The 18832-nt window shown below is 64.4% G+C and carries 16 protein-coding genes; 7 read left to right on the top strand and 9 right to left on the bottom strand.

Translation table 11 applies throughout. The annotated features are described in order from the left end of the window. Positions 1-25: 25 nt before the first annotated feature. The 5 genes from secF to queA all read right to left on the bottom strand — a co-directional run bounded on the left by secF (position 26) and on the right by queA (position 5729). Positions 26-997 carry a protein translocase subunit SecF gene (secF, locus tag R2N16_RS17960; RefSeq protein WP_316667158.1) on the bottom strand — a complete coding sequence of 324 codons (972 nt, stop codon included), beginning with the start codon at positions 995-997 and terminating at the stop codon, positions 26-28. A 78-nt stretch (positions 998-1075) separates the two neighbouring features. Beyond that, complete coding sequence (gene secD, locus R2N16_RS17955; RefSeq protein WP_316667157.1) at positions 1076-2965, bottom strand: protein translocase subunit SecD; 1890 nt, start codon at positions 2963-2965, stop codon at positions 1076-1078. 110 nt (positions 2966-3075) lie between these two features. Next, complete coding sequence (yajC, locus tag R2N16_RS17950) at positions 3076-3408, bottom strand: preprotein translocase subunit YajC (protein ID WP_004632835.1); 333 nt, start codon at positions 3406-3408, stop codon at positions 3076-3078. Between the two features lie 105 nt (positions 3409-3513). Beyond that, positions 3514-4665, bottom strand: coding sequence for a tRNA guanosine(34) transglycosylase Tgt (tgt, locus tag R2N16_RS17945; RefSeq protein ID WP_316667156.1), 1152 nt, complete (start codon positions 4663-4665; stop codon positions 3514-3516). Between the two features lie 2 nt (positions 4666-4667). Then, the gene (gene queA / locus R2N16_RS17940) at positions 4668-5729 is read right to left on the bottom strand and encodes a tRNA preQ1(34) S-adenosylmethionine ribosyltransferase-isomerase QueA (protein WP_316667155.1); all 1062 of its coding nucleotides are present in this window, start codon (positions 5727-5729) and stop codon (positions 4668-4670) included. Between the two features lie 131 nt (positions 5730-5860). Between queA and recG the strand changes: the two genes are divergently transcribed. Beyond that, a complete protein-coding gene (gene recG, locus R2N16_RS17935) occupies positions 5861-8011 on the top strand; it encodes an ATP-dependent DNA helicase RecG (RefSeq protein ID WP_316667154.1) in 2151 nt (716 codons plus the stop codon). Between the two features lie 29 nt (positions 8012-8040). Here recG and R2N16_RS17930 read toward each other — a convergent pair whose 3' ends face one another. Next, positions 8041-9060: a diguanylate cyclase domain-containing protein gene (locus R2N16_RS17930; RefSeq protein ID WP_316667153.1), complete on the bottom strand. Its 1020-nt coding sequence runs from the start codon at positions 9058-9060 to the stop codon at positions 8041-8043. A gap of 188 nt (positions 9061-9248) precedes the next feature. Continuing rightward, positions 9249-10412, bottom strand: coding sequence for a metallophosphoesterase (locus tag R2N16_RS17925; RefSeq protein ID WP_316667152.1), 1164 nt, complete (start codon positions 10410-10412; stop codon positions 9249-9251). Between the two features lie 153 nt (positions 10413-10565). Between R2N16_RS17925 and R2N16_RS17920 the strand changes: the two genes are divergently transcribed. The 5 genes from R2N16_RS17920 (at position 10566) to ubiA (ending at position 15992) form a co-directional block, all read left to right on the top strand. Continuing rightward, the gene (locus R2N16_RS17920) at positions 10566-11513 is read left to right on the top strand and encodes a LysR substrate-binding domain-containing protein (RefSeq protein ID WP_316667151.1); all 948 of its coding nucleotides are present in this window, start codon (positions 10566-10568) and stop codon (positions 11511-11513) included. A 309-nt stretch (positions 11514-11822) separates the two neighbouring features. After that, positions 11823-12065, top strand: a complete 243-nt coding sequence (locus R2N16_RS17915; RefSeq protein ID WP_316667150.1) for a hypothetical protein — start codon at positions 11823-11825, stop codon at positions 12063-12065. Positions 12066-12234: 169 nt separating this feature from the next. Next, complete coding sequence (locus tag R2N16_RS17910) at positions 12235-12735, top strand: Dps family protein (protein WP_316667149.1); 501 nt, start codon at positions 12235-12237, stop codon at positions 12733-12735. 128 nt (positions 12736-12863) lie between these two features. Next, positions 12864-15035 carry a catalase/peroxidase HPI gene (gene katG, locus R2N16_RS17905; RefSeq protein ID WP_316667148.1) on the top strand — a complete coding sequence of 724 codons (2172 nt, stop codon included), beginning with the start codon at positions 12864-12866 and terminating at the stop codon, positions 15033-15035. 81 nt (positions 15036-15116) lie between these two features. Continuing rightward, positions 15117-15992: a 4-hydroxybenzoate octaprenyltransferase gene (gene ubiA, locus R2N16_RS17900; protein ID WP_316667147.1), complete on the top strand. Its 876-nt coding sequence runs from the start codon at positions 15117-15119 to the stop codon at positions 15990-15992. Positions 15993-16037: 45 nt separating this feature from the next. Here the strand turns inward: ubiA and proC are convergent, their stop codons facing one another. Both proC and R2N16_RS17890 read right to left on the bottom strand, forming a co-directional pair. Further along, on the bottom strand, positions 16038-16862 hold the full coding sequence (proC, locus tag R2N16_RS17895) for a pyrroline-5-carboxylate reductase (RefSeq protein WP_316667146.1): 825 nt from the start codon (positions 16860-16862) through the stop codon (positions 16038-16040). 30 nt (positions 16863-16892) lie between these two features. After that, positions 16893-17609 (bottom strand): YggS family pyridoxal phosphate-dependent enzyme, encoded by a 717-nt coding sequence (locus R2N16_RS17890; RefSeq protein ID WP_316667145.1) that lies wholly within the window; start codon positions 17607-17609, stop codon positions 16893-16895. 119 nt (positions 17610-17728) lie between these two features. Here R2N16_RS17890 and R2N16_RS17885 point away from each other — a divergent pair, with 119 nt between their 5' ends. Continuing rightward, complete coding sequence (locus tag R2N16_RS17885; protein ID WP_009241469.1) at positions 17729-18772, top strand: type IV pilus twitching motility protein PilT; 1044 nt, start codon at positions 17729-17731, stop codon at positions 18770-18772. Positions 18773-18832 lie beyond the last annotated feature (60 nt).

Here is an 18832-nt window from a genome sequence, read left to right as displayed (position 1 = left end):
TTCCGGGCAGTGCGGGGCAGGGGTTTCAGACCTGCGCGCCGAAGTTCGGATCGTCCTCCTTCGGACCGCCACCTTTCTTCTCGGACTTGACCAGGTCTTCACGCTTGACGCCCAGCCACATGCACAGCGCGGCTGCCACAAACACCGACGAGTAGATGCCGAACAGAATACCGATCGTCAGCGCCAGGGCGAAGTAGTGCAGCGTCGGGCCACCGAACACCAGCATCGACACCACCATCATTTCGGTCGAGCCGTGGGTGATGATCGTGCGCGAAATGGTGCTCGTAATGGCGTGATCGATCACCTCGTGCGTGTTCATCTTGCGGTACTTGCGGAATGCTTCGCGGATCCGGTCGAAAATCACCACGGATTCGTTGACCGAGTAGCCCAGCACCGCCAGCACCCCCGCCAGCACCGACAGCGAGAACTCCCACTGGAAGAAGGCGAAGAAGCCCAGGATGATCACGACGTCGTGCAGGTTGGCGATCACGCCCGCCACGGCAAACTTCCATTCGAAGCGGATCGACAGGTAGATGACGATGCCGACCACCACGAACAGCAACGCCAGCAGGCCATCGGTGGCGAGTTCCTTGCCGACCTGCGGGCCGACGAATTCAACGCGCTGCAGCTTGGCGTCGGGGTTGACGGCGTTCAGGGCCGTCATCACCTGTTGGCTTTGCACGGCCGAAGCGATGGGCTTGCCGTCCGGACCGTTCTTGAGCGGCAGGCGGATCATCACGTCGCGCGAGGTGCCGAAGTTCTGCACCTGGGCGTCGGCATAGCCGAGCTTCTCAACGTCGCCGCGGATCTTGGGCAGATCGGCGGCCTGGGTGTAAGCGACTTCCATCACCGTACCGCCGGTGAATTCCACCGAGAGGTGCAGCCCCTTGTGGAACAGGAAGAAGACAGCGGCGATAAACGTCAGGAACGACAGCGCGTTGAGGATCAACGCGTGCTTCATGAACGGAATGTCGCGGCGGATGCGGAAAAACTCCATGGTCTGCCCTTTGTGGCGACCGCCCCTTTCGTGTCGGGGGCGGTGCCGGTTATGCGAGATTCGTTGTGGGTGGCGTGATTACTTGGCGGGCGATTCTGTGTTCGTATTGCCCGGCTTCCACACCTGCCCGATGGCGACGCTCTGCAGCTTCTTCTTGCGGCCGTACCAGAGGTTCACGAGACCACGGTTGAAGAACACCGCCGAGAACATGGACGTGCCGATCCCCAGGCAGTGCACGATCGCGAAGCCGCGCACCGGGCCCGAACCGAAGGCGATCAACGCCAGGCCGGCGATGAGCGTGGTCACGTTCGAATCGAGGATAGTCGCCCAGGCGCGGTCGAAACCGGCTGCGATGGCCATCTGTGCCGATGCGCCGCTGCGCAGCTCTTCACGCACGCGTTCGTTGATCAGCACGTTGGCGTCAATGGCCATACCGAGCGCCAGAGCGATTGCCGCGATACCGGGCAGCGTCAGCGTGGCCTGCAGCATGGAGAGCAGCGCGATCAGCAGGAACACGTTGACACCCAGGGCCGCCACCGAGAACGCGCCGAACAGCATGTAGTACAGCACCATGAACACCGAGATGGCGAGGAAGCCGTACAGCGCCGAATCGAAGCCCTTCTTGATGTTATCGGCACCCAGCGACGGACCGATGGTGCGCTCTTCGATGATCTCCATCGGCGCCGCCAGCGAGCCGGCACGCAGCAGCAGTGCCAGGTCGGAAGCTGCCTCGGTCGAGCCCATGCCGGTGATCTGGAAGCGCGAGCCCAGTTCAGACTGGATGGTCGCCACCGTCAGCACTTCGCCCTTGCCCTTTTCAAAGAGCACGATGCCCATGCGCTTGCCGATGTTGTCACGCGAGACATCGCGCAGCATGCGGCCGCCCTGGCCGTCGAGCGTGATGTCAACCGATGAATTGTGGTTCTGGTCGAAGCCCGCCGAGGCGCTCGTGATGCGGTCACCCGTGAAGATCACCTGCTTCTGCAGCAGCACCGGGGCGCTGCGGCCTTGCGTGAACAGCTCGTCGCCCAGCGGCACCGGATCGCCGGCGCGCGGTGCGAGCGGCGCGTTCGGGTCTGCCAGGCGCGCTTCCAGCGTAGCGGTGCGGCCGATGATGTCCTTGGCCTTGGCCGTGTCCTGCACGCCGGGCAGTTGCACGACGATGCGGTCCGGACCCTGCTGCTGGATCACCGGTTCAGCCACGCCGAGTTCGTTCACCCGGTTATGCAGCGTGACGATGTTCTGCTTGACCGCGTTGTCCTGCACTTCCTTCATCGCAGCGGCGGTGAAGGTGCCGGTGAGCGTGGCGCCGTCGGCGCTCTTGTCCACGGTATAGGCCAGTTCGCGGGTCGAGTCGGCCAGCAGCCCGCGGGCGCGGTCGGCGTCGTCGGGGTTGCTGAACTTGATCGTGATGGTGTTGCTGTTGCGGTCGATGCCGTTGTGGCGGATGCCCTTGTCACGCAGTTGCGTGCGGATGTCGCCCGCCAGCGAGTCGAGCTTCTTCGTCAGGGCGCCGTTCATGTCGACCTGCAGCAGGAAGTGCACGCCACCGCGCAAATCCAGGCCCAGGAACATCGGCTTGGCAAAGAGCGGTGCGCCACTCAACCAGCGCGGCGAGCCCGGCAGCAGGTTCAGCGCCACGATGTAGGTCGGGTCGGCTTGATCGGTGTTGAGGCCGTGGGCCAGGACGTCCTTGGCCTTGAGCTGCGTGTCGGTGTCGGCAAAGCGCACGCGCACGCTGGCGGAGGTGCCGTTGTTGTCGAAGAACACGCCGTCGGGCTGAATGCTGGCCGCAGCCAGCAGGCTCTCGACCTGCTTTTGCACGTTCAGGTCGACCTTGACGGTGGCCTTGCCCGACGACACTTGCACGGCAGGCGCCTCACCGAAGAAGTTCGGCAGCGTATAGAGGAACCCAATGGCAAGCGCCACCAGGATCACAAGGTATTTCCAGAGCGGATAGCGATTCATCTTGGAATGCAGAGGGGCGACGCCGAGGGGCGCGGGCGCGGATTCTTAGAATAGGCGCTGCCTGGGGTTCCGGCGCCGGCGCAATCGTGCGCGGCGCCAGGATGGGCTGATTACAGCGCCTTGAGCGTGCCCTTGGGCAGCACGGTCGTCACGGCGCTCTTCTGGACAGTGATTTCGGTGTTGGCAGCGATTTCCACGGTGACGTACTGCTCAGCCACCTTGCTGACCTTGCCCAGAATGCCGCCGGCGGTGACGACTTCGTCGCCCTTGGCCAGGGCTTCGAGCATCGCCTTGGTTTCTTTCTGGCGCTTCATTTGCGGGCGGATCATGATGAACCACAGCACCACGAACATCAGGATGATGGGCAGGAAGCTCATCAGGCCACCCGCGGCACCCCCAGCAGCCGGTGCAGTTTGCGCGTAAGCGTCGGAAATCAGGAACACGTCAGAACTCCGTAATGGTTCGTCAATCGGTCAAAAATCGGACCCGACATTCTACCATTGCGGTGCTGCTGCAAATGGGCGCGCCTGGCGCCCCGTGGAGAACGGTTACAGGGCCCCGCGCGCGCGGTCTGCGGCAAAGCGCGCCTGGAATGCGGCAAAGCCGTGCGACTCGATGGCGGCGCGCATTTCGGCCATCAATTCCAGGTAGTAATACAGGTTGTGGATCGTGTTCAGGCGGGCACCGAGAATCTCGCCCACGCGCTGAAGGTGGTGCAGGTAGGCGCGCGAGAAATTGCTGCAGGTGTAGCAGCCGCAGGTCTCGTCCAGCGGGCGCGGATCGTTGCGGTGTACCGCGTTCTTGATCTTGATGTCGCCAAAGCGGGTGAAGAGCCAGCCGTTGCGCGCGTTGCGGGTCGGCATCACACAGTCGAACATGTCGATGCCGGTAGCAACGCCTGCCACCAGGTCTTCCGGCGTACCGACGCCCATCAGGTAGTGCGGCTTGTTCGCGGGCAGACGCGGCGCCACGTGCTGGAGCACGCGCATCATGTCTTCCTTGGGCTCGCCAACCGACAGGCCGCCGATGGCGTAACCACCGAAACCGTCGCCGCCCGCATCGGCGTCAATCGCTTGCAAACCGGCCAGCGATTCGTCGCGCAGGTTCTCGAACATGCCGCCCTGGACGATGCCGAACAGCGCGTTCGGATTCTTCTCGCGCTCGAATTCGTTGCGCGAACGCTGGGCCCAACGCAGGCTCATGCGCATCGAGGCTGCGGCTTCGGCCTCGGTGGCGGGGCGATCGCCGATTTTGTACGGCGTGCATTCGTCGAACTGCATGACGATGTCGGAGTTCAGCCGGCGCTGAATCTGCATCGAGATCTCGGGCGACAAGAATAGCTTGTCGCCATTGATGGGCGAAGCGAACGTCACGCCTTCTTCGGTGATCTTGCGCAGATCGCCCAGCGAAAACACCTGAAAGCCGCCCGAATCGGTCAGGATGGGCTTGTCCCAGCCATTGAAGCCGTGCAGGCCCTTGTGTGCGTCCATCACTTCCAGCCCGGGGCGCAGCCACAGGTGGAACGTGTTGCCCAGGATGATCTGCGCGCCAATGTCCTTCAGCTCCGCCGGCGACATCGCCTTGACCGCGCCATAGGTACCCACCGGCATGAAGATGGGCGTTTCCACCACGCCGTGGTTCAGGGTCATGCGGCCGCGTCGGGCGAGGCCATCGGTGGTAAGCAGTTCGTACTTGAGCATGATCAGAGCGATTGGGATTCGCCGGGTTCGGATGGGGCGCGCGTCAGGAGCATGGCGTCGCCGTAACTGAAGAAGCGGTAGCGCTGGGCAATGGCGTGCTGGTAGGCGCTGCGGATGGCGTTCATGCCGGCAAACGCCGACACCAGCATCAGCAGCGTCGACTTGGGCAGGTGGAAGTTGGTCACCAGCAGGTCGACGGCACGGAAACGGTAGCCGGGGGTGATGAAGATGTCGGTCTCGCCGCTGCAGGCATTGAGCGTGCCGTCTGGCTGCGCGGCCGATTCGAGCGCGCGCATCGACGTTGTGCCCACGGCGATCACGCGGCCGCCGGCAGCGCGCGTGGCGCGGATCGCTTCGGCCAGTTCGGGTGTGATTTCGTACCACTCGCTGTGCATGCGGTGCTCGGCGATGTTTTCCACCCGCACCGGCTGGAACGTGCCTGCACCCACGTGCAGCGTGAGAAAGCCGCGCTTGATGCCCATGGCGTCGAGCCTGGCGAACAGGGCATCGTCGAAATGCAGGCCCGCCGTGGGTGCCGCGACAGCGCCCGGATTGCGCGCATAGACGGTCTGGTAGCGCGTCTCGTCAAAGCTGTCGGGGTCGTGCTCGATGTAAGGCGGCAGCGGCAGGCGGCCGTATTGCTCGATCAGATCCAGCGCCGGCTGCGGGAACCGCAACGTAAAGAACGGCTCGGCGCGTGGGCCGACCGTCACGTCAAAGGCGTCGGCCAGGCGCAGTGTGGTGCCCTCGACGGGCGACTTGCTGGAGCGGATCTGCGCCAGCACGGTGTGCTCGTCCAGCAGGCGCTCGACCAGCACCTCGACCTTGCCGCCGCTGGCCTTGTGGCCGAAAAAGCGTGCTTTGATGACGCGCGTGTCGTTGAAGACGAGCAGGTCGCCTGGGCGCAGGTAGTCGACCAGATCGGCAAACTGGCGGTCTTCAAAATGCACGGCATCTTGCGCACGACGTACGGCCAGCAGGCGGCTCGCGGTGCGGTCGGGCAGGGCGGTTTGTGCGATCAGCTCGGGTGGCAGATCGAAATCGAAATCGGACAGCGTCAGCATGAAAAGTGGCGCAGACGTGGATTGCGCCAAGTGATGGTGGCGGGCGCCGGTACAATCGGGCGACTCGCAAAGTTCGCCATTGTAAACGCCCTGTGCCGCCTCGCGCCCGATCCGCCACTGATGCTGCTCCTATGCACAACGCTGATACTGCGTCGGCGCAGAAGCCAAAACGCGCAGCCACGGCAGACAAGCCGGCCAAAGCAGCGGCCAAGACCGCCCGACCGGCGGACAAGCTGGCCAAGCTCGGCCTGCACCGCGACGTCGATCTCGTCCTGCATCTGCCGATGCGCTACGAGGACGAAACCACGCGCCTGACCATTGCCGAAGCCACTGCCCGCGCCAACACCGGCTGGGCTGCGCAGGTCGAAGGCACGGTCACGCGCAACGAAGTGGCGTTCCGGCCGCGCCGACAACTCGTCGTGCACATCGCCGATGACTCGGGCGAACTGGTTCTCCGCTTTCTCAATTTCTACGGCAGCCAAGTCAAGCAGATGGCCGAAGGCGTGCGCCTGCGCGTGCGCGGTGAAGTGCGCGGCGGCTTCTTCGGCGCAGAGATGGTGCACCCGTCCGTGCGCGCCGTGGCCGAGGATGAACCGCTGCCCGATCGCCTGACACCGGTGTATCCGAGCACGGCCGGCGTGGCGCAGGCCTACCTGCGCAAGGCGATCCTGAATGCGCTCACGCGTACGCCGTTGCCGGAAACGCTGCCGAATAGCCTCATTACCGGCCCGCTCGCCCCACTCAAGCTGATGACGCCGGCCGATGCCGTGCGCCTGCTGCACCAACCGACGCCCGATGTCGACGAACACAGCCTCGTCGAGCGTACGCACCCGGCGTGGCTGCGCATCAAGTTTGATGAACTGCTGTCGCAGCAGTTGTCGCTCAAGCGTGCGCAGGCCGCGCGCCGGATGCGCAATGCACCCATTCTGCGCGACAGCGGCAAAGACGGGCTGCTCGCGCGCTTCATGAATGCGCTGCCGTTCAAGCTCACCGGCGCCCAGGCCCGCGTGTGGGAAGAGATCCGCGCCGACCTCGCGCACCCGTACCCGATGCAGCGATTGCTGCAGGGCGATGTGGGCAGCGGCAAGACCGTCATTGCCGCGCTGGCAGCGTGCCAGGCCATCGACGCCGGCTGGCAGGCCGCGCTGATGGCGCCGACCGAACTGCTCGCCGAGCAGCACTATCGCAAGCTTTCTGCGTGGCTGGAGCCGCTGGGCGTGGACATTGTCTGGCTGGCCGGCAGCCTCAAGCGCAAGCAGAAGGACGAGGCGGCCGCGCGCGTGGCCGCCGGCACCGCGCAGCTCGTGATCGGCACACACGCGCTGATCCAGGATGCGGTCACGTTCGCGCGCCTCGGCCTGGCCGTGGTGGATGAGCAGCATCGCTTCGGCGTGGCGCAGCGGCTCGCCCTGCGCGGCAAAGCCAGCAATGGCGAAGCGCCCGCTGCCGCCCGCGCCCAGGTGCCGCACCAGCTGATGATGTCCGCCACGCCCATCCCGCGCACGCTCGCGATGACGTATTACGCCGATCTCGACGTCTCTGCCATCGACGAATTGCCGCCCGGCCGCACGCCCATCGTCACGCGCCTGGTGAACGATGCGCGCCGTGACGAAGTGATTGAACGCATCTACGCCGCCGCCCGCGAAGGTCGGCAGGTCTATTGGGTTTGTCCGCTGATCGAAGAAAGCGAGGCGCTGCAGTTGCAGACCGCCGTCGAAACCTTCGAGACGCTTTCGCAAAGTCTGCAGGGCCTGAAGGTGGGTCTCGTGCACGGACGCCTGCCATCCGCCGAGAAGGCCGCCGTGATGAGCGCCTTTGCCGGCGGCGAGTTGCACGTGCTGGTGGCCACCACCGTCATCGAAGTCGGTGTGGATGTGCCCAATGCGTCGTTGATGGTGATCGAGCACGCCGAGCGCTTTGGCCTTGCGCAGTTGCATCAGTTGCGCGGGCGGGTGGGGCGCGGCACGGCGGAATCGGTATGCGTGCTGCTGTATCAGGCGCCCCTGTCGCCGACGGCCAAGCAGCGCCTGCAGACCATGCGCGAGACCACTGACGGCTTCGAAATTGCCCGGCGCGATCTGGAGATCCGCGGCCCTGGTGAATTCCTCGGCGCGCGGCAGTCGGGCGAAGCGATGCTGCGCTTTGCCGATCTGAACCACGACGCGTGGCTCGTCGAGTTTGCCCAAGGCGCGGCGGACGACATGCTTGTGCGCTTTCCTGAAGCCGTCGACACCCATCTCAAGCGCTGGCTGGGCGAGCGCGAGCACTATCTACGCGTTTAAGGCCGGCGGCGCATGTCGCCGCGCAAGCTTCAGTGCGTCAGCTGTGCCTGCTTGCGCAAGCGCTTGGCGGTGTACATCTCGCGGTCGGCCTGGTCCAGCAGGGCGGTGATCTCGGTGCCGTCTTCGGGCATGACCGCCACGCCGATGCTCACGCGCAGGTCCAGCGGCTGGCCTTCGAACACGTACGGTTGCTGCACCTCTTCGATAAGCCGCTCGCATTGCGCCTGCGCATCGGCCCGCGCGCCGATGCCGGGCAGGATCACGGCAAACTCATCGCCGCCCACGCGCGCCACCGTGTCGGAGCGCCGTGCCGTGCGGCCCATGCGCTGTGCGGTCTCCCGGATCGCCGCATCGCCGGCACGGTGGCCATGGCGATCATTGATGAGCTTGAGATTGTCCATGTCGACATTGAGCACGCCCAAGCCGCCATGCGCGCGCTGCGCCAGATGGATCGACTGCCGCAGGCGGTCATAAAACAACGCGCGGTTGGGGAGGTTGGTCAGCGCGTCGTGCGTGGCGCGCAGGTACAACTGATCGCGCTCGGCGTTGGCGGCGTGGAACATGGCCGCGGCGATCAGTTCGGACATCAGCTCCAACACGCCGATGTCGCTTTCGCTGAAGGCGTCCACCTCCGGCGCCACCAGCTTGAGCACGCCGACCGTGGTGTCGAGATGCCGCAGCGGCGTTACCACCATTGAGCGCAAACCAACGCGGCGACAGGCTTCGCGGTCGACGCGCGCGTCGGTTTCGGAGTCCGTGCATTGCAGGATCTCGCCGGTCTGCACGCACAGGCCCGACAGGCTGCCCTTGCGCGCCAGGCGCAGGCCGAGCAGCGTTTCGGTCAGGCCCGAGGTGGCCCGATAGACCATCTCTTCGCCTTCCGCCAATTCGACCACCGCCCCCGTCGCGCACGTCAGGTGCTGTGCCCGCTCGGTGACCAGCGCCATGATCGCTCCCAGATCCGTGCCGAGCTTGGCGATCTCTGACTGCGCCCGCACGATTTCGAGGAGCGTGGCGGGGTTTTGCAGATGCGGGTGGTCGAACGACATGGGACGTGGCGCGGGTGTGGCAGTGAGTCGCGCGATTCTAGCCCGTCAACCGAACGACATAGACCGAAATGTCGCCGGTGTGAGGCGGCGTTACAACTTTCGTACGCACTACGACGGTGCGGGGGGCTTCGGCAGGGCGCAAGACGTTGCTGTCGTAGGCTTCTTCGTCGGATGCCCGCTCTTGCGGTTTAGCTAACGGCCGTTTCCAGCCGTAGCAGCGTGATCTCCGACGGTGCACCGAACCGCTTGGGCGGGCCCCAATATCCTGTGCCACGGCTGGTGTAGATCCACAGGCGTCCCAGTTTGTGCAGCCCCGCCGTAAAAGGCTGCTGCAGCGGAACAAACAAGCTCCACGGCCAGAACTGGCCGCCATGGGTGTGCCCCGACAACTGCAGGTCGAAGCCGGCCTCCGCGGCGGCAGGGGCGCTGCGCGGTTGGTGCGCGAGGAGGATGGTGGGGGTCACGCCGGCCGGCGCCCCTGCCAGCGCCCGGGTCGGATCGCTCGCATGCGCAGCGTCGAACTTGCCCGCAGTGAAATCGGTCACGCCCGCGATCACCAGCGGCGCGCCGTTGTGTTCAAGCACCGCATGCTCGTTCATCAACACCTGCATGCCGAGCCGCTCGAACTCGGTCACCCAGGGGCCGACCCCCGAGTAGTACTCGTGATTGCCCGTCACCGCAAAAATGCCATGCCGGGCCGACATGCCGGCCAGCGGCGCGATATGCGGGCGGAGCACGTCGACCTCGCCGTCCACCAGGTCGCCCGTCACCGCGATGACATCCGGTTGCAGCGCATTGAGCCTGTCGACCACGCCGGCCACATACGCGCGCTTGATGGTCGGGCCGACGTGCAGATCGGTAATCTGTGCGATGGTGAAGCCGTGCAGCGGCGCAGGCAGACCCGCAATGGGCACCGTCACCCGCGCGACGCGGGGGATGCGACGCGCGTTGACATAGCCGATCACCGTCACGAGCAAGGTGAGGGCGACGACCAGCAGTGCCGAGTCGTGGCGATACACCTGCGGCAGCACGATCAGCGCGATGTCGCGCAGCAGCGTCAGCACCAGCAGCGACGAGAACAAGCCCATCAGCAACGCGCCAAACCAGGTGACGCGATCCGCCAACGAGATGGGGCGGATTACGAAGCGCGCTGCCATCCCAGTGGGAATCATCACCGTCGATACCAGCAGGAAGACCACGCCTGCAGCCCAGCCCGCGCCATTCCAGCCCAGATCCGGCAGCAGCCGCCATCCGATGTAGAGATGCAGCGCTGCCATGAGCGCCACCGTCGTCGTCAGAAAGCGGCGTCTGCCGCGGGGCAGGGATCGGCTGCCGTTAGGTTCGTCACTCATGCTGGGGCGGCTCCTTTTTGTCTCGGTGGGGCGTATTCACGGAAGATGGGGCGGCCAGCAGCGTTGTCAATGCCCGGGTTGCCGCTCGAACCCCAAGCAATATCCCACGTCCCTTGGTAAAATCTATCGATATCCCCAAGCCGATTGATCGCCATGACGCTCACCGAACTCAAATACATCGTCGCCGTTGCGCGGGAACGCCACTTTGGGCGTGCCGCCGAAGCCTGCTTCGTCTCGCAACCGACGCTGTCGGTCGCCATCAAAAAGCTGGAAGACGAGCTGGCCGTGCAGATCTTCGAGCGCGGCGCGTCGGAAGTGAGCGTCACGCCCGTCGGCGAGCAGATCGTGACGCAGGCGCAGCGCGTGCTTGAACAGACGATGGCGATCCGGGAGATTGCTAAGCAGGGGATGGACCCACTGGCCGGGCCGCTGCGCCTTGGGGTGATCTACACGATCGGGCCGTACCTGCTGCCCGCGCTGGTCAAGCAGATGATCGACACCGTCCCGCAGATGCCGCTGATGTTGCAGGAGAACTTCACCGTGCGGCTGGTGGAGCTGCTCAAGCAGGGCGAGATCGACTGCGCCATCATGGCCGAGCCGTTTCCCGAGGCCGGCCTGATGACGGTGCCGCTGTACGACGAGCCCTTTGTCGTGGCGGTGCCGCGCGGTCACGAGCTGGCCAAGGCGTCGTCGGTGGACCCGGAGGCGCTCAAGCAGCAGACCATGCTGCTGCTCGGCAACGGCCATTGCTTCCGCGACCACGTGCTGGGCGTGTGCCCGGAGCTGTCGCGCTTCTCGCAGAACGCCGACGGTATTCAGAAAACCTTCGAAGGTTCGTCGCTGGAGACGATCCGCCATATGGTCGCCAGCGGCGTGGGCATTACCGTGCTGCCGCGCACGTCGGTGCCGAACATGCAGCCCGCCGCCACCGATCTGCTGAGCTACGTGCCGTTCCAGGAGCCGGTGCCCGACCGCCGCGTTGTGCTGGCCTGGCGCAAGAGCTTCACCCGCATTGCCGCGATCGAGGCGGTGGCCAAGGCGGTCGCGCAATGCGAACTGCCGGGCATCAAGCTGTTGCCGCACACGCCGCTGATTCACTGATCCCCTCTGAGGTAACCGCTGGGTGCCGTCCCATGACGGCCATAGCGCACGTCTAATTAATAGATAAAAACAATCAAATATACGCATCAATAGTGCTCGAATAGACTGGCTTCCATGGTGAGCGCATCGCTCACTACCTAATCACCGTGGAGCCCGTCATGTCCTTGCCGCTTGCCTCGAACACCGTCGCGACCGTGCTGGAATGGCTCGCTGCCTATGGTGAATCGCACTGACCTGATGGATGCATGAAGTGGTCCGCGCGTGTGGTGCGGACATCAGGAACGCGCGGGGTCGCAAGGAGAAGAGAGCATGACAATGGTGCGGATGTTTGTTTCGGAATGGCAGGGGTTTGCGGACACGGTGCGCGCCTCGCAGGCCGAGGTGCCGACGCTGTCCGGTGTGCCCGGCAGTGCGGCCGGTGGCCGTGGCACGCGCCTCGCAGAATCCGTTCGCCTGCAACGCAAGTGGGCGCGCAAGCAGATCGGTCTAACCATCGTGGCTGCCGGCGCTATGATCGTGCTCCTGCACGGCATGGTGCAGCTCATGGTCTGATGATCGGCCTGATGCTCGGTTGCCATCCGCTCTGCGTTTCGTCATGGGACGATGCGACGATCGGAACTTGCCGCGCGAGCGGCGACCGAAAGAAGGCTTGAAGCACGCGTGACCCGGCGCCGAAGCACCGGCATCGCGTTTTTGCATACCACTTCATAGGGGAATCCAGATGGCAAAGAAGAACAGCGGCGCGACTGCCGCCGCCCAGATCAACATCGGCATTGCTGACAAAGATCGCAAGAAGATCGCAGACGGCCTGTCGCGCCTGCTGGCCGATACCTACTCGCTCTATCTGAAGACGCATTACTTCCACTGGAACGTCACCGGCCCGATGTTCAACACGCTGCATCTGATGTTCGAGACGCAGTACAACGAACTGTGGAATGCCGTCGATCCGGTGGCCGAGCGCATCCGCGCGCTGGGCTATCCCGCGCCGGGCTCGTATACGGAGTTCGCCAAGCTGTCGTCGATTCCGGAATCGAAGGGCATTCCCGAGGCGATGGACATGGTGCGCGAGCTGGTGGCCGGCCACGAAGCCGTAACGCGCACCGCCCGCAGCCTGTTCCCCGACGTCGACAAGGCCGCTGACGAACCGACCGCCGATCTGCTGACGCAACGCATGGACACGCACGAAAAGACCGCGTGGATGCTGCGTTCGCTCCTGGCTTAAGGCTGGCTTGACGGCCGTTCGCCACGTTTGCAACAGGCGTTTCGACAGCAGCGAACTGCGCCCCTCCCGCGAGCCCGTCGTGTTGCGGGTGGGGCGGCATTTACCTCCATGACCTAAACGAGAGAATCATGACGACCGAAACCAAATGCCCGTTTTCCGGCCATGCTCCTGCTGCTTCCCACGCCTTCGGTGGCGGTACGGCCAACAAGGACTGGTGGCCCAATCAACTGCGCGTTGATCTACTGAACCAGCATTCCGAGAAGTCTGATCCGCTTGGGCCGAAGTTCGACTACCGCAAGTCGTTCAATTCGATCGACTACGATGCGCTCAAGGCCGATTTACGCCGCCTGATGACGGATTCGCAAGACTGGTGGCCGGCAGACTTCGGCCACTATGGACCGCAGTTCATCCGCATGGCATGGCATGCCGCCGGCACGTACCGCACGGGTGATGGCCGTGGCGGCGCCGGGCGCGGCCAGCAACGTTTCGCTCCGCTCAACTCCTGGCCTGACAACGTCAACATCGACAAGTCGCGCCGCCTGCTGTGGCCGATCAAGCAGAAGTACGGCCAGGCGATCTCGTGGGCCGACTTGCTGATCCTGACTGGCAACGTGGCACTCGAAACCATGGGCTTCCGCACCTTCGGCTTTGCCGCTGGCCGTGAAGACACCTGGGAACCGGACAACGATGTCTACTGGGGCAGCGAAACCACCTGGCTTGCGCCCACCGACAACCCCAACAGCCGCTACTCGGGCGACCGCAATCTCGCGAACCCGCTGGCTGCCGTGCAGATGGGCCTCATCTACGTGAACCCCGAAGGCCCGGACGGCAACGGGGACCCACTGGCTGCGGCACGCGACATCCGCGACACCTTTGCCCGCATGGCGATGGACGACGAAGAAACCGTCGCGCTGATCGCCGGCGGCCACACCTTCGGCAAAACGCACGGTGCCGGCGCCGCCAGCCACGTCGGCGCGGACGTTGAATCTGCACCGCTGGAGGCGCAGGGCCTGGGCTGGGCCAGCACCTACGGGACCGGCAAGGGCGCCGACGCCATCACCAGCGGGCTGGAAGTCACCTGGACGCAGACCCCCGCGCAATGGAGCAACTTCTTCTTCGAGAACCTGTTCAAGTACGAATGGGTGCAGGAGAAGAGCCCGGCCGGCGCACTGCAGTGGGTGGCCAAAGACGCCGAGGCGATCATTCCGGGCCCGACACCCGACGCGCCCAAGCGCAAGCCGACGATGCTGACGACCGACTTGTCGCTGCGCTTCGATCCGGCGTACGAGAAGATCTCGCGCCGCTTCCTCGACAACCCGCAGGCGTTTGCCGAAGCCTTTGCCCGCGCCTGGTTCAAGCTGACGCATCGTGATCTCGGCCCGAAGTCGCGTTACCTCGGCCCCGAAGTGCCGCGTGAAGACCTGATCTGGCAAGACCCGCTGCCGGCTGCCACGCACAAGCCGACCGAGGCCGACATCGCCGACCTTAGGGCGAAGATTGCCGCCTCCGGCCTGTCGGCATCCGAACTGGTTGCCGTGGCGTGGGCGTCTGCCTCGACCTTCCGCGGTTCGGACAAACGTGGCGGCGCCAACGGTGCGCGCATCCGCCTGGCACCGCAGAACGATTGGGCGGTCAATCAGCCGGTGGCCGGCACGCTGGCCAAGCTGGAGGAAATTCAGCGCGCCTCCGGCAAGGCCTCGCTGGCGGATGTGATCGTACTGGCAGGCAGCGTCGGTATCGAACTGGCCGCCAAGGCAGCCGGCACGACCATCACCGTGCCGTTCACGCCGGGCCGCGTCGATGCCACAGCTGAACAGACTGACGCCGCTTCATTCGCTCCGCTCGAACCCGTGGCCGACGGCTTCCGCAACTACCAGAAGGCCGACTACGCGATGCCGGCCGAAGTGTCGCTGCTCGACAAGGCCCAGTTGCTGACGCTGACCGCGCCTGAGTTGACCGTGCTGATCGGTGGCTTGCGTGCCATCAACATCAATGCGGATGGCAGCCAGCATGGCGTGTTGACCGCCACGCCGGGCGCGTTGACCAACGACTTCTTCGTCAACCTGCTCGACATGAGCACCGAATGGAGGGCCGCAGGCCACATCTACGAGGGCGTTGACCGCAAGACGGGCCAGCTCAAGTGGACCGGCACGCGCGTCGATCTGGTGTTCGGCTCGAATTCGATCCTGCGGGCGCTGGCCGAGGTGTATGGCAGCGCCGACGGTAAGGAGCGCTTCATCAGCGAGTTCGTGGCGGCCTGGGTCAAGGTGATGAATCTGGATCGTTTCGATCTGGCCTGAGCCTGAATTCTGACCCCCAGGTCATCAGGACTAAAATGGCGCCTTGCCTCGTGCAGGCGCCATTTTTCTTTGGTGATTTTCATGCGATCGTCCGCTGCCCAACCCAGCCGCCTCGTGCTCTATGCGCGCCTGATGCGCATGGACAAGCCGATCGGCACGCTGCTACTGCTGTGGCCGACGCTGTGGGCGCTGTGGATGGCCGCCGAAGGGCATCCGCCGGTGTCGTTGGTGGTGATCTTCACGGTCGGCACCTTCCTGATGCGCTCGGCCGGCTGCGCCGTCAACGACTGGGCAGATCGCGACTTTGACAAACACGTCAAACGCACCAAGGAGCGGCCGCTCACCGCGGGCCTGATCGCGCCATGGGAAGCGCTGGCGGTTGCGGCGGTGCTGTCGCTCATCGCGTTCACGCTGATCCTGCCGCTCAATGCGCTGACCAAGTGGATGTCGGTGGCGGCCATCGTGATTGCCGGCACGTATCCGTTCTTCAAGCGGTTCTTCGCGATTCCGCAGGCGTACCTGGGTATTGCGTTTGGGTTTGGGATTCCGATGGCGTACGCCGCGGTGCAGGATCAGGTGCCGCTGCTGGCGTGGCTGATGCTCGCGGGCAATGTGTTCTGGGCGATTGCCTACGACACCGCGTATGCGATGGTCGATCGTGATGACGATTTGCTCATCGGTATCAAAACGTCGGCCATTACGTTTGGACGTTATGACGTGGCGGCGATCATGCTGTGCTACGTGGGGTTCTTTGGAATCATGGCCCTGGCGGGCCATGTGATGGCGCTAGGCGTGGCGTATTGGATCGGGTTTGCTGCTGCCGTGGCGTTGGCGCTTTGGTATTACCCGATGCTGCAGACGCGGGACCGGATGAAGTGTTTCTTTGTTTTCCGGCATAACAATTGGCTGGGCGCTTGCGTGTTTGCCGGGGTGGCGGGGGCGTACGCGCTGCGCTGATCTTTTCCTGTTGGTCCATCCCCTGCCGGGGATGGACTAACCAGCTCAGTCCCGCCCGAATTCCTCTCCCATCGCTTTGCCGCGCGCCGCCGCAGCATGCATCGCGCGCACGAACGCAGCCTTAATATCAGCCCCTTCCATTGAAGTGAGCGCCGCATAGGTCGTCCCACCCTTGGATGTCACGCGCTCGCGCAGCACCGCCACCGGCTCAGACGATTGGCCTGCCAGCGTGGCCGCGCCGATGAACGTCTCCACCGCCAACGTGCGCCCATCCTCAGCCGACAGCCCCAGCTCCTGCGCCGCCTGCTGCATTGCCTCAATGAAATAGAACACGTACGCCGGGCCGCTGCCCGAGATGGCCGTCACTGCATCAATCTGCGCCTCGGCAGGCACCCACACGCTCTTGCCGACCGCATTGGCAATGGCGCTGGCGGTTGTGCGATCGGCGTCCGACAGGCCCGCATTGGCGGCCAAGCCGGTCATCCCCAGGCCGGAGAGCGCAGGCGTATTCGGCATCGCCCGCACGACACGCGCATGGCCATTCAGCCAGCGCGACAGATCCTGGATCCGGATGCCCGCCGCCACCGACAGCACCAGGCTGTCGCCCAGATGCGGCGCGAGTTGCGCACACACTTCACGCATCTGCTGCGGCTTGACCGCCAGGACGATCACGTCGCGGTCGGCCAGTTCTGCACCGGGGGCAGAAGCGGCGCGAGCGCCCCAGGTTTGTTCGGCACGGCTGCGGGCAGGCTCGGTCGGGTCTACCACCACGATGTTGGCGCCGTGCGCGCCCTTGACGATCAGGCCGCCGATGAGGGCCGCCGCCATGTTGCCGCCGCCGATGAAGCCGAGTTTCAGAGTGTCGAGCATGAGAGTGGTGGTGTGAGAGAAAACAGGAATTCAGGCGTTTGCGTAATGCCGCGCGCCGAAGATGGCGCTGCCCACGCGCACAATGGTGGCGCCTTCGGCAATCGCGTCTTCCAGGTCGGCGGACATGCCCATCGATAGCGTATCGAGCGGGATGCCGGCCTCGCGCAGTTGACCTGCCAGGGCACGCAGATCCGCAAAGGGCTTGCGCTGCGCGACAGGGTCGTCGCTGGGCTCGGGCACAGCCATCAGGCCGCGCAATTGCAGGCGGGGCAGGGCCGAGACCGCTTGCGCCACCGCAAGCACTTCATCGAAATCGGGGAGCAGACCATGCTTGCTGCCCTGACGGCTGATGTTGATTTCAAGACAGACCTGCAGCGGTGGCAAGGTGTCGGGGCGCTGGGCCGATAGGCGCTCGGCAATCTTGAGGCGGTCGACGCTGTGTACCCAGTCGAACTGCTCTGCCACGGCGCGTGTCTTGTTGCTCTGCAGGGGGCCGATGAAGTGCCAACTGATCGGGTCGGCGCCCGAGCGTAAGTCGGCCAGCGCGTCGATCTTCGCGACGCCTTCCTGCACGTAGTTTTCGCCGAAAAGGCGTTGCCCGGCGGCATGTGCGGCGCGCACGGCATCGGCGCCGAACGTCTTGGAAACGGCCAGCAATGTGACACCCGCAGCATCGCGCGAAGCCAGTGTGCAGGCCGTTGTGATCCGCTGACGCACGGCTTGCAAGTTGGCGGCGATTACAGACATAATCCGGCGACGTTTGTTACAAATAAACAAGGTTCCGGCACGTTGAATCAACGGCTCGGAGCGCGTCTGGCGCCATTGCGACGCCCGGGCGACATAAAAAAGTCGGGGGTCATTATAAGATGGACATCGCGCAGCTTCTGGCGTTTTCCGCCAAGAACAAGGCGTCGGACTTGCACCTGTCGGCCGGACTGCCGCCGATGATCCGGATCCACGGCGACATGCGCCGGATCAACGTGCCTCCGCTCACGCACCAGGACGTGCACTCCATGGTGTACGACATCATGAGCGACGGGCAGCGCAAGGTCTACGAAGAAAACCTGGAAGTCGACTTCTCGTTTGAGATCCCGGGACTCTCGCGTTTCCGGGTCAACGCGTTCAACCAGAACCGCGGCGCTTCGGCCGTGTTCCGGACGATTCCGTCCAAGGTGCTTTCGCTGGACGACCTGAAGGCGCCGGCCGTGTTTGCGGACCTGGCGATGAAGCCGCGCGGCCTGGTGCTCGTCACGGGCCCGACGGGTTCGGGCAAGTCGACGACGCTTGCCGCGATGGTCAACCACCGCAACGAAAACGACATGGGCCACATCCTCACGGTGGAGGACCCGATCGAATTCGTGCACGAATCGAAGAAGAGCCTGATCAACCAGCGTGAACTCGGGCCCCACACCCACTCGTTTGCCAATGCGCTGAAGTCGGCACTGCGTGAAGACCCGGACGTGGTCCTGGTCGGCGAATTGCGTGACCTGGAAACCATTCGGCTGGCGCTCACCGCCGCAGAAACCGGCCACTTGGTGTTTGGCACGCTGCATACCAGCTCGGCAGCCAAGACCATCGACCGGGTCGTCGACGTGTTTCCGTCGGACGAGAAGGAGATGGTCCGGACCATGCTTTCCGAATCGCTGGAGGCGGTGATCTCGCAGACGCTGCTCAAGACGCGCGACGGTTCGGGCCGGATTGCGGCGCACGAAATCATGATTGCCACGCCGGCCATCCGTCACTTGATCCGCGAGAACAAGATCTCGCAGATGTACTCGATGATGCAGACCAGCAGCGGCATGGGCATGCAGACGCTCGACCAGTGCCTGTCAGAGCTGATCAAGCGCTCGGCGATCAACTACGCAGACGCGCGCGCCATCGCCAAGAACCCGGACGCGTTCGCGAACTGATACGCGAACTGATGCGCTGACTGACACGTCGGCGCGCTTTCCAATTTTCTTCAGGAGGGG

Source organism: Ralstonia psammae (assembly GCF_958405935.1).
Taxonomy (GTDB): Bacteria; Pseudomonadota; Gammaproteobacteria; order Burkholderiales; family Burkholderiaceae; genus Ralstonia; species Ralstonia psammae.
Note: the sequence above shows the minus strand (reverse complement) of the source record. Positions and strands in the feature narration are given on the sequence as shown.